Annotated in this window: 13 protein-coding genes; 9 read left to right on the plus strand and 4 right to left on the minus strand. The window is 62.8% G+C overall.

The features are described 5' to 3' along the window. Window positions 1-10: 10 nt before the first annotated feature. The 8 genes from BSY16_RS25550 to BSY16_RS25585 all read left to right on the plus strand — a co-directional run bounded on the left by BSY16_RS25550 (window position 11) and on the right by BSY16_RS25585 (window position 7,051). Entirely contained in the window at window positions 11-877 is an 867-nt protein-coding gene (locus BSY16_RS25550) for a carbohydrate ABC transporter permease (RefSeq protein WP_069062611.1), read from the plus strand. A gap of 3 nt (window positions 878-880) precedes the next feature. Beyond that, window positions 881-1,978 (plus strand): ABC transporter ATP-binding protein, encoded by a 1,098-nt coding sequence (locus BSY16_RS25555; protein WP_069062612.1) that lies wholly within the window; start codon window positions 881-883, stop codon window positions 1,976-1,978. Between the two features lies 1 nt (window position 1,979). Then, a complete protein-coding gene (locus BSY16_RS25560; RefSeq protein WP_069062613.1) occupies window positions 1,980-3,098 on the plus strand; it encodes a mandelate racemase/muconate lactonizing enzyme family protein in 1,119 nt (372 codons plus the stop codon). A 3-nt stretch (window positions 3,099-3,101) separates the two neighbouring features. Next, window positions 3,102-3,431: an L-rhamnose mutarotase gene (locus BSY16_RS25565; protein ID WP_069062614.1), complete on the plus strand. Its 330-nt coding sequence runs from the start codon at window positions 3,102-3,104 to the stop codon at window positions 3,429-3,431. After that, the gene (locus tag BSY16_RS25570; RefSeq protein ID WP_069062615.1) at window positions 3,424-4,494 is read left to right on the plus strand and encodes a Gfo/Idh/MocA family protein; all 1,071 of its coding nucleotides are present in this window, start codon (window positions 3,424-3,426) and stop codon (window positions 4,492-4,494) included. Before BSY16_RS25565 ends, BSY16_RS25570 begins: the two co-directional genes overlap by 8 nt. 13 nt (window positions 4,495-4,507) lie before the next feature. Next, window positions 4,508-4,957, plus strand: coding sequence for a MaoC/PaaZ C-terminal domain-containing protein (locus tag BSY16_RS25575; RefSeq protein WP_069062616.1), 450 nt, complete (start codon window positions 4,508-4,510; stop codon window positions 4,955-4,957). A 20-nt stretch (window positions 4,958-4,977) separates the two neighbouring features. Next, window positions 4,978-5,712, plus strand: a complete 735-nt coding sequence (locus tag BSY16_RS25580; protein ID WP_069062617.1) for an SDR family oxidoreductase — start codon at window positions 4,978-4,980, stop codon at window positions 5,710-5,712. Between the two features lie 61 nt (window positions 5,713-5,773). Then, window positions 5,774-7,051 (plus strand): L-fuconate dehydratase, encoded by a 1,278-nt coding sequence (locus BSY16_RS25585; RefSeq protein ID WP_069062618.1) that lies wholly within the window; start codon window positions 5,774-5,776, stop codon window positions 7,049-7,051. A 19-nt stretch (window positions 7,052-7,070) separates the two neighbouring features. On the opposite strand, the gene BSY16_RS25590 is transcribed toward BSY16_RS25585, so the two are convergent. Beyond that, complete coding sequence (locus BSY16_RS25590; protein WP_069062619.1) at window positions 7,071-7,976, minus strand: DMT family transporter; 906 nt, start codon at window positions 7,974-7,976, stop codon at window positions 7,071-7,073. Window positions 7,977-8,143: 167 nt separating this feature from the next. On the opposite strand from BSY16_RS25590, the gene BSY16_RS25595 reads away from it, so the two are divergent. Next, on the plus strand, window positions 8,144-9,928 hold the full coding sequence (locus BSY16_RS25595) for an IlvD/Edd family dehydratase (RefSeq protein ID WP_069062620.1): 1,785 nt from the start codon (window positions 8,144-8,146) through the stop codon (window positions 9,926-9,928). A gap of 196 nt (window positions 9,929-10,124) precedes the next feature. Here BSY16_RS25595 and BSY16_RS25600 read toward each other — a convergent pair whose 3' ends face one another. The 3 genes from BSY16_RS25600 to BSY16_RS25610 form a co-directional block, all read right to left on the minus strand. Then, window positions 10,125-10,772: a MarC family protein gene (locus BSY16_RS25600; protein WP_069062621.1), complete on the minus strand. Its 648-nt coding sequence runs from the start codon at window positions 10,770-10,772 to the stop codon at window positions 10,125-10,127. Between the two features lie 164 nt (window positions 10,773-10,936). Beyond that, window positions 10,937-13,096, minus strand: coding sequence for a mechanosensitive ion channel domain-containing protein (locus BSY16_RS25605; RefSeq protein ID WP_069062622.1), 2,160 nt, complete (start codon window positions 13,094-13,096; stop codon window positions 10,937-10,939). Window positions 13,097-13,144: 48 nt separating this feature from the next. Then, complete coding sequence (locus tag BSY16_RS25610; protein ID WP_286157353.1) at window positions 13,145-14,383, minus strand: alpha/beta hydrolase; 1,239 nt, start codon at window positions 14,381-14,383, stop codon at window positions 13,145-13,147. Between the last annotated feature and the right edge of the window lie 185 nt (window positions 14,384-14,568).

Here is a 14,568-nt window from a genome sequence, read left to right on the forward strand (position 1 = left end):
GAGTGGTGAGATGAACGAGAACGCAAAAGCCCGCATCAACGGCATCCTTCTGTCGATCGCGCACAAGATCGGCCTGTTCCTGGCGATGGCCGTCATCTGCCTGCCCGGCCTGTGGATCGTGCTGGCCTCTTTCCGCCCGACGGTCGAGATCATGGCGAAGCCGCCGGTCTGGATCCCGCAGGACCTCTCCTTCGATGCCTATGTCGCGATGTTTTCCGGCGTGGGGCAGGGCGGCATTCCCGTCATCGAATATTTCCGCAATTCGCTGATCATCTCGGTTACCTCTACGGCGATCGCGCTGGCGCTCGGCATGGCCGGCGGTTACGCCTTCGCGCGCTTCCGTTTTCGGGCGAAATCCTCGATCTTCCTCGGCCTGATGCTGACGCGTACCGTGCCCGGCATCGCGCTCTCGCTGCCGCTGTTCTTCGTCTATTCCAAGCTCGGCATCATCGACACGCATTTCGGGCTGATCATCGCCTACGTGGCGCTCAATGTGCCCTTCACCATCTGGCTGATCGACGGCTTCTTCCGGCAGGTGCCGAAGGATCTGGCGGAGGCCGCGCAGATCGACGGCTGCACGCGCTGGCAGGCCTTCTGGCAGGTGGAGTTTCCGCTCGCCGGCCCCGGTATCGCATCCGCCGGCATCTTCGCCTTCCTCACCTCGTGGAACGAGTTTGCGCTTGCCTCGCAGCTTACCCGTTCCGTCAATTCCAAGACACTGCCCGTCGGCCTTCTCGACTATACGGCGGAGTTCACCATCGACTGGCGCGGCATGTGTGCGCTGGCGGTGATCATGATCATCCCCGCCCTCGTGCTGACCTTCATCGTGCAGAAGCATCTGGTTTCCGGCCTCACCTCCGGCGCAGTCAAAGGATAATCCATGGCAACCGTTTCCCTTGAAAAGCTGGTCAAGCGCTACGGCGCCGTCGAAGTGGTGCATGGTATCGATCTCGAGGTCGCAGACCGCGAATTCATCGCGCTTGTCGGCCCGTCAGGCTGCGGCAAGTCCACGACGCTGCGCATGATCGCCGGGTTGGAGCCAATCTCTGCGGGCAACCTCAAGATCGGCGGCCGTATCGTCAACGACCTGCCGCCGCGCTCGCGCAACCTTGCCATGGTGTTCCAGTCCTACGCGCTCTATCCGCATATGACGGTGCGCGAGAACATGGGTTTTTCGCTGAAGATCGCCGGCCAGAAACCGGAGGAGATCGCGCCGCAAGTGGAAGAGGCTGCCAGGACGCTCGACCTCACCCACCTGCTCGACCGTCGCCCTTCGCAGCTGTCCGGCGGCCAGCGCCAGCGTGTTGCCATGGGCCGCGCCATCGTGCGCAATCCTGAGGTTTTTCTCTTCGACGAACCGCTCTCCAATCTTGACGCGAAGCTGCGCACGCAGATGCGCGTCGAGATCAAGAAGCTGCATGCCAAGGTTCAGTCGACCGTCATCTACGTCACCCACGATCAGGTCGAGGCGATGACGCTCGCCGACCGCATCGTCATCATGCGCGACGGCTATATCGAGCAGGTTGGCACGCCGGAGGATGTCTTCCAGCGCCCGCAGTCGAAATTCGTCGCGGGCTTCATCGGCTCGCCGCCGATGAACCTCAAGGATGCCGAAGTGGCTGACGGCCAAGTGGTCTTTGAAAATGGCGACCGTCTGCCGCTGCCGGCGCGGTTCAAGGACCGCGTGACGGCCGGGCAGAAGGTGACCTTCGGTCTTCGCCCGGATGATCTCTACCCGGCCGGCCACGGCATTCATTCCGGCGAGGATGCCGACGTGCACAAGCAGGATTTACGCGTCATCCTGACGGAACCGCTCGGCAACGAAACGCTGGTCTTCTCGGATTATGCCGGTGCGGAATGGGTCGGCCGCATGCTGAACCCGCGGCGGCTTTCGCCCGGTGAGGCGCTGCCGTTCTGCTTCGACCTGTCGCAGGCCCATCTTTTCGACCGCGACAGCGGCCGCACCCTGCGAGGCTGACATGGCGAAGATCGAACGCGTCGAACTGAAAATGGTTGACCTTCGCCCGAAGGTCGAGCGCACGGATGCCATCCAGAGTTTCGTTTCCCAGGAAACGCCGCTCGTCACCATCACCGACAGCGACGGCGCGGTCGGCACCGGCTACAGCTATACGATCGGCACCGGCGGCTCGTCCGTCATGCGGCTTCTTGCCGATCATCTTGCGCCTCGTCTGTTGGGACGGGATGCCGACCAGATCGAGGCGATCTGGCACGAACTGGAATTCGCCACCCACGCCACGACGATCGGCGCGATCACTTCGATTGCGCTCGCCGCCATCGACACCGCGCTCTGGGATCTTCGTGCCCGAAAACAGAACCTGCCGCTCTGGAAGCTCGCCGGCGGTGCGAAGGACCGCTGCCCGCTCTACACGACGGAAGGCGGCTGGCTGCATATTCCGGTGGAAGCGCTGGTCGAGGATGCGCTGGACGCCAAGGCGAAGGGCTTTACCGGCTCGAAGGTGAAGATCGGTAAGCCGCACGGCTCCGAGGACTTTGCGCGGCTTTCGGCTGTGCGCAAGGCCGTCGGCGATGGCTACGAGATCCTGACGGATGCCAATCAGGGTTTTAGCGTCGACGAGGCGATCCGTCGGGCGGAGCGCCTGCGCGAGCTCGATCTCGGCTGGATCGAAGAGCCGCTGCCGGCCGACGATATCGACGGCCATGTCCGTCTCAATCAATCGACTTCGACGCCGATCGCCATCGGTGAATCGCTCTACTCGATCCGCCACTTCCGCGAATATATGCAGAAGGGCGCGTGCTCGATCGTGCAGGTTGATGCCGGCCGTATCGGCGGTATCACGCCCTGGCTGAAGGTGGCGCATGCGGCGGAAGCCTTCGACATGCCGGTCTGCCCGCACTTCCTGATGGAGCTGCATGTCAGCCTCACCTGCGCGGTGCAGAACGGCAAATATGTCGAGTACATCCCGCAGCTCGACGACATTACCACCTCGCGCCTGAAGGTCGAGAACGGCATGGCGCTCGCGCCCACGACCGCCGGTCTCGGCATCGACTGGGATTGGGACGCGATCCGCAGCCGCTCGATTTCCGAATTCGACCGCGAGATCCGCAAGGGGGCTTGAGACATGCAGCGCATCGGCATGGTGATCGGCGTGAAGCCGGAGCAGATCGACGAGTACAAGCGCCTGCACGCCGCCGTCTGGCCGGAGGTGCTGGCGAGGATTTCGGCCTGCAACATCAAAAACTATTCGATCTTCCTGAAGGAGCCGGAAAACCTGCTGTTCTCCTTCTTCGAATACCACGGCACGGATTATGCCGCCGATATGGCGAAGATGGCGGCAGATCCGACGACGCAGGAATGGTGGGCCGTCTGCATGCCGTGCCAGGCGCCGCTGGAAACGCGCAAGGAAGGTGAATGGTGGGCGGGCATGGAGGAGGTGTTCTTTCATGCCTGACTTCGATCCCAAATCGCTTGCCCAGTCCTGGCCTCTGCCGTCGAAACCGCGCCCGATCGTCACTTTCGGCGCCGGTTCTATCGTCGGCGATGCGCACTATCCCGCTTATCGCAAGGGCGGCTTTCCGATTGCCGGTCTCTACGATCCGGATCATTACAAGGCGAAAGCGCTCGCGGACACATGGGATGTCACAGCCTATCGAACCGTCGAAGAAGCGACCTCGGTGGAGAACGCTATCTTCGATCTCGCCACACCACCAGCCGCGCATGCCAAGGTGCTTGCAGCACTTCCCGACGGCGCGGCAGCGCTGATCCAGAAGCCGATGGGCGCCGATCTCGCCGCGGCGACTGAAATCCTGCATATCTGCCGCAACAAGAAGCTCAAGGCGGCCGTCAACTTCCAGCTTCGTTTCGCGCCGATGATGCTGGCGCTGAAGGATGCCATCGCCAGGGGGATGCTCGGCGAGGTCGTCGATTTCGACGTCTATCTCGCGCTCGATACCCCATGGCAGCTTTGGTCCTTCCTCGAAGGCCTGCCGCGCATCGAGATCGCCATGCACTCGATCCACTATCTCGACGTGATCCGTCAGGTGTTGGGTGATCCCAAGGGTGTGCACGCCAAGTCGATCGGCCACCCGAACCACCGGATGGCGCAGACCCGCACCACCGCGATCCTCGACTACGGCGACCGCGTGCGCTGCGCACTGTCGATCAACCACGACCACAAATTCGGTCGCAAGCACCAGGCCTGCGAGTTCCGTGTCTCCGGTACGGAAGGAGCGGCCTATCTTCAGCTCGGCGTCAATCTCGACTATCCGCGCGGCGAGCCGGACATTCTCGAAATCTATCCGAAGGGCGGCGATGGCTGGGTCGCCGTGCCGCTGGAAGGGACCTGGTTTCCGGATGCTTTCGTCGGCCGCATGGCAAACCTCCAGCGTTTCGTTTCGGGCGAGGACGCCGATCTTGTCTCGTCGGTCGAGGATGCCTGGATGACCATGGCGCTTGTCGAAGCAGCCTACGCCTCCAGCGCCGCGCCCGCCACGCCGCTTGCCACCCGGCCCTAGACAGGAACAGGACATGGAACAGGTCAAGTATTTCGAGGACTATGCGATCGGCGAGGGTCGCACGACCTACGGCCGAACAATCACGGAAACGGATTTCGTGGTGCATGCCGGCCATACGGGCGACTTCTTCCCGCATCACATGGATGCGGAATTCATGAAGACGCAGCCCTTCGGCCAGCGCATCGCCCATGGCACCATGGTCTTTTCGATCGGCGTCGGGCTGACCGCCAGCGTCATCAATCCGGCCGCCTTCTCCTACGGCTACGATCGCATGCGCTTCATCAAACCCGTCTTCATCGGCGACACCATCCACACCCGCGTGACGATAACGGCCAAGGAAGACGACCCCAAGCGCGCCGGTTCCGGCCGCATCGTCGAGCGCACGGAAGTCATCAATCAAAAGGGTGAGGTCGTACTTGCCGCCGATCACATCTATGTTGTCGAGCGTCGCCCGAGCACCTGACATTCTATCGAGGAGTCCACATGTCCCAGTCACTTGAAAACAAGCGCGTCCTCATCACCGCCGCCGGGCAGGGGATCGGCCGGGCGAGCGCGCTCGCCTTTGCTGCCGCAGGCGCCACGGTGATCGCCACCGATATCAATGCCGACGCCCTGAAGAGCCTTGCCGGCGAGGCCAATATCGAAACCTATGTTCTCGACGTCTTGAACGAAGAGGCAGTCAATCGTGTCGTTTCCGCCACCGGTCCGTTCGACGTGCTCTTCAATTGCGCCGGTTTCGTGCATGCGGGATCGATCCTCGACATGGCGGACAAGGACCTCGACTTTGCCTTCGATCTTAACGTGCGGGCCATGGTGCGCACCATCCGTGCGGTCCTGCCGGCGATGCTGGAACGAAAGGACGGCGCCATCATCAACATGGCCTCCGTCGCCTCCAGCATGAAGGGCGTGCCGAACCGCGCCGCCTATACCATTACCAAGGCCGCCGTCGTCGGCCTCACCAAGTCAGTCGCGGCCGACTATGTGGCGCAGGGCATCCGCTGCAACGCGATCTGCCCCGGCACCGTCGAAAGCCCCTCGCTGCAGGATCGCCTGAAGGCGCAGGGCGACTACGAGACGGCGCGGGCCGCCTTCATCGCCCGCCAGCCGATCGGCCGCATCGGTACGCCGGAGGAGATCGCCGATCTCGCCGTCTATCTCGCCGGCGCCACCTACACGACCGGTCAGGCCTACGCCATCGACGGCGGCTGGACCATCTAAGACATCTCCGACCGTCGGCAGGACGCCGGCGGCCAACTCGACCACGCCAAGGGCCGCTTCCATGACCAAGATCACCAGCCTTCGCTCGATCGACCTGCGCTTTCCCACCTCCCAGAGCCTCGACGGTTCGGATGCGATGAACCCGGATCCGGACTACTCCGCCGCCTATGTCGTGCTGGGCACCGAAAATGCCGGTCTGGAAGGGCACGGTCTGACCTTCACCATCGGCCGTGGCAACGAGATCTGCTGTGCCGCGATCGATGCAATGAAGCACCTGGTAATTGGCCTCGATCTTGACTGGGTGCGCGAAAACCCCGGCCGCTTCTGGCGACACGTCACGAGCGACAGCCAGCTCCGCTGGATCGGACCGGACAAGGGTGCCATGCATCTCGCAACCGGTGCGGTGGTCAACGCGGTGTGGGATCTCCTGGCCAAGGAGGCCGGCAAGCCGGTCTGGCGCCTCGTCGCCGAAATGAGCCCGGAGGAAATCCTTGATATCATCGATTTCCGCTACCTTACCGACGCCCTGACGCCGGACGAGGCGCTCGCGATCCTGAAAACGGCAGAAGTGGGCAAGGCGGAGCGCATTGCGAAGCTCGAGACGGAAGGTTATCCCTGCTACACGACCTCGGCCGGCTGGCTCGGCTATGGCGACGAGAAGCTGCGTCGGCTTTGCCAGGAAGCCGTCGACCAGGGCTTTACCCATATCAAGATGAAGGTCGGCCGCGATCTTGAAGACGACAAACGGCGCCTGCGCATTGCCCGCGAGGTCATCGGCGATGATCGCTATATGATGATCGATGCCAACCAGGTCTGGGAGGTCGGGCAGGCGATCGATTGGGTGAACGAACTGAAGCCCTACAAGCCGTTCTTCATCGAGGAGCCGACGAGTCCGGACGACGTCGCCGGCCACAAGGCGATCCGCGAGGCGATCCATCCCGTCAAGGTCGCGACCGGCGAGATGTGCCAGAACCGTATCATGTTCAAGCAGTTCATCGCCGAGGGTGCGATCGACATCGTGCAGATCGATTCCTGCCGTATGGGTGGCCTCAACGAGGTGCTCGCCGTGCTGCTGATGGCCGCGAAATTCGACCTGCCGGTCTGGCCGCATGCCGGCGGCGTCGGCCTGTGCGAATATGTGCAGCACCTGTCGATGATCGACTACATCGCGGTTTCAGGCACCAAGGAAGGCCGGGTGATCGAGTTCGTCGACCATCTGCACGAGCATTTCATCGACCCCTGCCGCATCGAGAATGCCGCCTACATGCCGCCCTCGCTGCCGGGTTTTTCCATCGAGATGAAGCCGGAGTCGATCGCGGCCTACACGTTCGGCAAGTAGCGGCTTGCGCGTCGGCTTCTTATCCGCGGGCGCGGCGTTTCAGCTGCTGCTCGCGGAAGAAGATGAAGAGTCCGGAGGCAACGATGACGGCGGCGCCGATCAGCATGGCCGGACGCGGCGCATCGCCGAAGAACATCCAGCCGAACAGCACGGCCCAGATCAGCAGCGTATATTGCAGCGGTACGACGGTCGAGGCGTCCGCCAGCTTCAGCGAGCGGTTGACCAGCATATGCGCGCCCATCGCCACGATGCCGAGCAGGCTCAGCAGGCCGAAATCGACACTGCTGACCGGCGCCCAGCCGGCGGGGTCGACAAGACACCAGACGCCCGCGAAGATCGCGGCACCCGCCACCTGCCAGAAGACCAGCGTCGTATCGGGTGCGGCGCGCAGCGATCGGCCAAGCACCATGGCAAGGCTGAAGGCGAGGCTGCCGGCGACGGCGATCAGGGCAGGCAGGGTGAAACTATCCTTCGATGGTTCCAGTGCGATGACCACGCCGATGAAGCCGACGATGATGGCCGACCAGCGCCGCCAACCGACCTTTTCGCCGAGCAGCAGCGGCGACATGGCGGCGACGTAGATGGGGGCTGCAAGCCAGTAGGTCATGGCGTCGGCAAGCGGCATATAGGCGACGGCGAAGTAGAAGCCGGAGGCCTCGAAGGCGAAGAGGGCGGAGCGCAGCAGGTGCAGTTTCGGCCGGTCGACATCGATGAGGCGGCGCCAACCGACGCGCCAGAAGAACGGCGCGAGCACGACGATCGCGGCGATGCTGCGGATCAGCATGAGCTGGCCGACGGAGTAGGTCGCGACCAGCCATTTGCCGAGCACGTCGTTCAGCGAGAACATGACCATGCCGAGCAGCATCAGGATCACGCCGAGGCGGGCGGTGCCTGAAGCAGGGGAGGCGGCGGTCAAGTGTGTCATGGCGGGAACTCGGGTCTCGGGATGCGAGGGCTGTGACACATTCCCTCCAGCCGATCCAGTCAGCAATTTTGATAGCTGCATAAAGCGGAACACTGCATCGCCGGCCGGTTGATCGCAAAGGGAAGCGGTGGAACAGTGCGAACGGATATTTTCACAAGGCGGATTTCATGACGGACGAAACGACAGGCAAACGCCGGCTGCGCTCGCAGGACTGGTTCGATAACCGCGATCACATCGATATGGCCGCGATCTATCTCGAGCGCTTCATGAACTACGGTATCACGCCGGAGGAGCTGCGCTCCGGCAAGCCGGTGATCGGCATCGCGCAAAGCGGCAGCGACCTGACACCCTGCAACCGCCATCATGTCGATTTGGCAAAACGCGTGCGCGACGGCATCCGCGATGCGGGCGGCATCCCGATCGAGTTCCCGACGCATCCGATCTTCGAGAACTGCAAGCGGCCGACGGCAGCGCTTGACCGCAACCTTGCCTATCTCGGCCTCGTCGAAATCCTGTACGGCTATCCGCTCGATGGCGTCGTGCTGACGACCGGCTGCGACAAGACCACGCCCTCGGCGCTGATGGCGGCGTCCACGGTTGATATCCCGGCGATCGTGCTGTCCGGCGGGCCGATGCTCGACGGCTGGAACGAGGGTGATCTCGTCGGTTCCGGTACGGTGATCTGGCGCTCGCGCCGCAAGCTGGCGGCGGGCACGATCGATGATGAACAGTTCCTGCAGGCGGCGATGGATTCGGCGCCTTCCATCGGCCATTGCAACACGATGGGCACAGCCTCGACGATGAACGCGCTCGCCGAAGCACTCGGCATGTCGCTGACCGGCTGCGCGGCCATTCCCGCCGCCTATCGCGAACGCGGTCAGATGGCGTATCGTACCGGCCGCCGCGCGGTGGAACTTGTGCTGGAGGACATCCGTCCCTCGCACATCCTGAGCCGTGAGGCCTTCCTCAATGCTATCCGCGTGAATTCCGCGATCGGCGGCTCGACCAATGCCCAGCCGCACCTGATGGCCATGGCAAAACATGCCGGTGTGGACCTGAAGCCCGAGGACTGGCAGGTGCATGGCTACGACATTCCGCTGCTTGCCGACGTGCAGCCGGCCGGACGATTCCTTGGCGAGCGCTTCCACCGCGCCGGTGGCGTGCCGGCGATCATGCGCGAACTGCTCGATGCGGGAAAGCTGGACGGAGGCTGTCCCACCGTGACGGGGCAGATCGTGTTGGAAAACCTCGAAGGCCGCGCGGCGACCGACCGCGAGGTCATCCGGCCCTATGGTGAACCGCTGAAAGAACGAGCGGGGTTCCTCGTGCTGAAAGGCAATCTGTTCGATTTCGCGATCATGAAAACTTCGGTGATTTCGCCGGAGTTTCGCGAGCGCTATCTCAGCGAGCCGGGCCGCGAAGGCATTTTCGAGGGTAAGGCGGTCGTCTTCGATGGCTCGGAGGACTATCACAAGCGCATCAACGATCCGGCGCTCGACATTGACGAGCGCACCATCCTCGTCATTCGGGGTGCCGGGCCACTCGGCTGGCCGGGTTCGGCGGAGGTCGTCAATATGCAGCCGCCGGATCATCTGCTGAAGCGCGGCATCACCAGCCTGCCGACGATCGGTGACGGGCGCCAGTCCGGCACGGCGGACAGCCCGTCTATCCTCAATGCATCGCCGGAAAGTGCGGCCGGCGGCGGCCTCGCCTGGCTACGGACCGGCGACACGATTCGCATCGACCTCGAGAAAGGTCGCTGCGACATGTTGGTGGACGCGGCCGAGATCGAGAGGCGAAAGGAAGACGGCATTCCACCGGTGCCGGCTGATGCGACGCCCTGGCAACGGCTCTACCGCCAGACCGTGACCCAGCTTGCCGATGGCGCGGTCATCGAAGGCGCCGCCGATTTCCGCAAGATCGCGGAGACGCCGCCAAGGCATAATCACTGAAGGCTGCGCGTTCGCGAGGGGAGGCCATGGCGGTGAATGACGGGTCGCTGAAGCTCGGGTAAGAGCGACGTCTCTCGGAGACAGGCGATGGTGATCACCAACAAATGCCTTGAACGAAAGGCCGGGCCGGTCTTTCTCGTCGGCTGGGCGCGCCGGGCCAAGTTGCCCGGCGTGCCACAAGCAGATCACGCAACCCTCAGTGAACCGCGACCGGGGAAATGATCCCGAGTTTACCCAGCCCGGTTACGAACAATTGTACGGCGACGGCGGTGAGCAGGATCCCGAAGACGATTTCGGAGACGACCAGGCTGGCAGGCTTCATGCGCTTTGCCAGCACATCGATGTTGGTGAAGATGAGATAGTCGAACGCGGCAACCAGCAGGATCAATCCGATGACCATGGCGACGCTGGCAATTGATGAGACTTCCGCCGAGACGAGAATGATAACCGTGATGCCGACAGGGTTGAGCAAATAGGGCACGGCGAGCGGAAAGATGGCGATCTTTGCCGGATCGACCGGCAGTCCGATTTCGTCATGCGGCTTTTCGATCGGCCCGGCCGCCATCTTGATCGCGAGAAGTGCCAGGATGATGCCGCCAGCCACGGCGACGGCACCACCCGTAATGTGGAGAAGCCGCATCAACAGAGCGCCGGTGGCAAAAAGCAGCAGAGCCGTAATCAGCGCGGCTATGACCATCTGGCGACCGATGCGCGCCTTGGTTTCGGCATCGAACGCATGGGTCTTTTCGAGAAACGGCACCAGGGCGATTTTCGGCCCCATACCGATGAGAAGCAGGAGGAGCAGGTTTCCGACGAGTGCGGCATCGATGACTGTGAAATCCATGGAACGGTTCCTCTTGGCTTTGTGACGCTTGGCAGCCCCTAGCGGGGAGAGCGGGTGATGACGGGCGCGCGGACCCGTGGGGCGAACAAGGACGATGCGCTTTCCGGGGCCTTCATGTCTTCCAACGTCCTCGTCTGTTTGGTTTCACCGGAAGGGCGGCGTTCTCACGTCGGGGCGGGCATCAGCGCCGCTTTCTGCGTTGCCAGCGTCTTCTGCGCCGCGGCGACACTGTCCTCGTCCTTGCCCCCCGAAACCTGCACGGTCGGTACGGCGATCTTGATGCCGTTCTTGTTGAAGGCTTCCCGAATCATGGCATAGGCCCGGCGGCGGATGGCCGACTGCAAGGACGTGGGTTTCATGGTCATCCCGAAGCTGAGCTTGATGCCGTAGTCGTTGATCTCCTCGACACCCTTCATCTTCAGGTTCTCGATGATCAGCGGGTTGAATTCGGGATCCTCGCGCAGGGCCTTGCCAACGGCTTTCGTGATGCTCTTGACTTGCGGCACGTCGGAATCGTGGGCGACGGACAGGAAGAACTTAACGACCGACCAGTCGCGGCTCATGTTCTGCACCGCACCCAGTTCGCTGAACGGGACGATGTAGATCGGGCCGCGATGATGCCTGAGTTTGACGGAGCGCAGGCTGAAAGCCTCGACGGTACCCTTGTAACTGCCGCTCTGGATGTACTCGCCGACCCGGAAGGCATCATCGAGTAGGTAGAACATGCCGCTGATGATGTCCTTGACCACCGTCTGCGCGCCAAAGCCGATGGCAACGCCGACCACGCCGGCTCCAGCGATCAGCGGGCCGATCTCGATGCCGAGCGAGGACAAGGCCATCATGACGGCGACGGCTGCAAACAGGATCATCAGGAGATTGCGCAGGATGGGCAGCAGCGTCCGTATCCGGGAGCGCCGGCGCTCCTGCTCGCTGCCGATCTCGAACGCCTCCTGACTGTCGCCGATCTTGTGGTCGATGAGCACCTTGACGATGTTCCAGGCGAGATCGACGACGAGGAGAATGATACCCGCGCTCAACAGGCCCCTGCCAAGGCGCAGCGCAGGCGAATCCTGCATCGTCATTTCGGTGAGGCGGACGCCCAGCACATTGGCGAGAAAAACGATCGCTCCGACGATCAGCGCCGCCCTTATGCCGCGCTCGATGATCACCGAGAGGACGGTGCCCTTCTCCTGGCTGTCCTCCGCCCCTGGGGCACGCAGGATATTGCTGACGGACGCCCTTGTGAGGGCGATGGCGGCCGGTAGTGCTGCGCAGACGACGGCGATCCAGAACAGCTTTATCGCGCCGATGACCCACAGCAGCCAGACACCAACCAGATAGGCCGTCCAGAGGACCTTTCGAAGCCGCAGACCGGCGCGGCCGGCGGGCGCTTCACGCGGCGCGCGCCAGACAGCTTCGATGCCGATTGCGAAGAGTACGAGGCCGAGGGAATAGGCGACGAGTTGGCGGGTGGCATCGGAAAAACCGAGCGTGCTAAGCAGGCGGATCGTCACCGAGCCGAAGGCGTACCACCCGATGGCGTAGCCCAGACGCTTTGCCCAGAACTGGGCCGTTTCATTGGAAACCGGCACGAGGCGAAACTGGTTCTCGTTTTCCCGGACCGGCGCCAGAACGACGTCGAGCAGTGCCGTTGCGAGGCGGAAGACGACGATCGCGAACAGGTATGCCACAACCACTTCACGGATGAGCGTCGGCCACTCGAACAGGAGAAAGAACCCGATACTGCCAAGCCCGAACGACAGCACGTAGCAGGCCGCCCACAGCAAGCGGGCGGCGATGGCGATCAGCTTCTCCCGCACCGTTGCAAAGGATGCAGTCGCCATGCGGGCTCGCCAGCCGGCGCTGGCCCGACGGAACAGCCATTGGGCGCCGAGCCCGGCTGCAACGAACGCCGCGACAAGGAAAACCGGGCGTGTTCCGCCATTCGTCCGGATGTCGCGCTCGAGCAGCGCGCCCGCGCGGAAAGTCTCCGAAGGGAGGGAATGCGCGGCGGCGAGAAGGTCAGCGACATGGCTGCGAAATTTCGTCGTAACGTCGGCAAAGGAAACCCTGTCGCCCAACGCTGGTTGCGCCGGTTCCGTTTCCGTCTTGGCTGGCGTGGCGCTTTTCTGTTGCTCTAAAAGCCACGCCTGTACGTCCGGATTTGCAAGCAGGCCGATGAAATGCTGAACGCTCTCGGGCTGCGCCTTCGCTTCGGTGTTGTCCTGCGCTGCGGTTGCGGAAACGCCAAGGAGAATGACGACCGACAGCGCGACCGCGGTGAACATCATGCCGACGGAGACCATTTTCGAAAATGCTGCCATCACTTGCCCTTGCTCGAATGACGTCGCTCGAAATCCCGCTGCTTCCGTCTATTGGCGTGCGCACGTCCTTTGTCCGTTGTGGCCGGCCACGCATTTCGACGGCCGCCCTTTCGTATCGGCCGAGCCGGTAAGGCTGCTGACATGGCCCGCATAGTTGTCTCTCGTATCCGCATCGATGACGGCGACCGGAGCGGCAAGGATAAGGCCTGCCACGCTGCCGGCCGCCGCCGCCGTGCTCGTCGTTGCGGCAAGAAGCGTGTCGCCCAGCCCCACCTTGCTGTCGGTCAACGTCTGCCCGTCGGAGATCCGTGCCCCGATGAGGCGCACGACTTCCGGCGATTCCGCGAACTTGCCGTGGTTGAGCTTGTCGCCCGCCTTGACCTTGGTGAGGTCGATGACCGTGATCTGGCTGTCCGCCAGCTCCTGTTTGAACGGCGCCTGTTCGGGATCGATGGCGCCAAGCCTTGCTACGTCGCCCCATACCCTGCGCGATACCGCAAGCGCGCGGTCGTCCCGCGAGACGAACAATGTGAAATTGGGATGGTGTTCGCCCATGTCGGCGATCTGCTGGCGGAAAACATCGACGTCGACGTCCGGTGAGGCCAGCATCACGTTCTGGAACTTCGCTGGGAGCCGGCCATTGCGGATGGCCATCTGGCGCAGCGCTTCCAGCGCAAGCCAGTTTCCCATGGAATGCGCGAGGATGGAGACCTCCTTCACATTCTGTTCCTTGGCGAGATGCTGGAAAAGCATCTCCAGCGCGTTGCGCGAGTAATTCGTGCTTTCCCGATCATAGCCGTATGCAAGCAGGCTTCCGCGCGATGGCCACGTCACCAGCACCGGAGCGCTGTGAACGCCGGAATCCTGGACGATCTGTGCGAAGCGATAGACGGAATCTTCAAAGCGGTTGTTGAAGCCATGGATAAAGACCAGCACGCTGCCGTCTCCGCTTTTTTTCAGCGAAGCGTTCAGCCATTTCTGCGCTCCTTCGCGGTTGATCTCTTCGGCCTTGAGTGTCGCGAAATCGGTTGCCGGATTGGAGGGAAGCTTCTTTGGCCAGGCGACTTCCCCCACTTTCCGGGCGTCGCTGGGCGGGATGGAGACGGTGATATCCGCAAAGGCGGCGTCGCGGGCGCGTTCACCCGTGAACATTTCGCCCTGAACCACCGAGCGGCTGCGCGTCGTGGTCACGAGCATGTTCACCTTGGTGGATTTTTGTTCGCTATCCGCTACAGGAACGAGCACGTTCCGGGCATGGCCGCCGCAACCGCCGAGCACGATCAGCATGGCGCAGACAAGGATCGATTTCAGGCGGCGGAGAAGAACCCCGGGCTTCTGGTAGGCAACGCAACCCGCTTTGATCACCGATATTCCCCGCGGGCGTCCTGCCATTGCTCACTGTCGCCCCCCGGCGGTTGCAGTGATCGATAGACGCCAAGGGAAATCTACGCGATGGCGTGCACGCTTGCCCG

The sequence above is a fragment of the Sinorhizobium sp. RAC02 genome (assembly GCF_001713395.1).
Taxonomy (GTDB): Bacteria; Pseudomonadota; Alphaproteobacteria; order Rhizobiales; family Rhizobiaceae; genus Shinella.

Coding starts and splice junctions, on each gene's coding strand:
- BSY16_RS25570 (WP_069062615.1), top strand. CDS start 3,424: ATGCCTGACTTCGATCCCAAATCGCTTGCCCAGTCCTGGCCTCTGCCG.
- BSY16_RS25590 (WP_069062619.1), bottom strand. CDS start 7,976: ATGACACACTTGACCGCCGCCTCCCCTGCTTCAGGCACCGCCCGCCTC.
- BSY16_RS25605 (WP_069062622.1), bottom strand. CDS start 13,096: ATGGCAGCATTTTCGAAAATGGTCTCCGTCGGCATGATGTTCACCGCG.
- BSY16_RS25600 (WP_069062621.1), bottom strand. CDS start 10,772: ATGGATTTCACAGTCATCGATGCCGCACTCGTCGGAAACCTGCTCCTC.
- BSY16_RS25610 (WP_286157353.1), bottom strand. CDS start 14,383: ATGCTGATCGTGCTCGGCGGTTGCGGCGGCCATGCCCGGAACGTGCTC.
- BSY16_RS25565 (WP_069062614.1), top strand. CDS start 3,102: ATGCAGCGCATCGGCATGGTGATCGGCGTGAAGCCGGAGCAGATCGAC.
- BSY16_RS25580 (WP_069062617.1), top strand. CDS start 4,978: ATGTCCCAGTCACTTGAAAACAAGCGCGTCCTCATCACCGCCGCCGGG.
- BSY16_RS25595 (WP_069062620.1), top strand. CDS start 8,144: ATGACGGACGAAACGACAGGCAAACGCCGGCTGCGCTCGCAGGACTGG.
- BSY16_RS25585 (WP_069062618.1), top strand. CDS start 5,774: ATGACCAAGATCACCAGCCTTCGCTCGATCGACCTGCGCTTTCCCACC.
- BSY16_RS25555 (WP_069062612.1), top strand. CDS start 881: ATGGCAACCGTTTCCCTTGAAAAGCTGGTCAAGCGCTACGGCGCCGTC.
- BSY16_RS25575 (WP_069062616.1), top strand. CDS start 4,508: ATGGAACAGGTCAAGTATTTCGAGGACTATGCGATCGGCGAGGGTCGC.
- BSY16_RS25550 (WP_069062611.1), top strand. CDS start 11: ATGAACGAGAACGCAAAAGCCCGCATCAACGGCATCCTTCTGTCGATC.
- BSY16_RS25560 (WP_069062613.1), top strand. CDS start 1,980: ATGGCGAAGATCGAACGCGTCGAACTGAAAATGGTTGACCTTCGCCCG.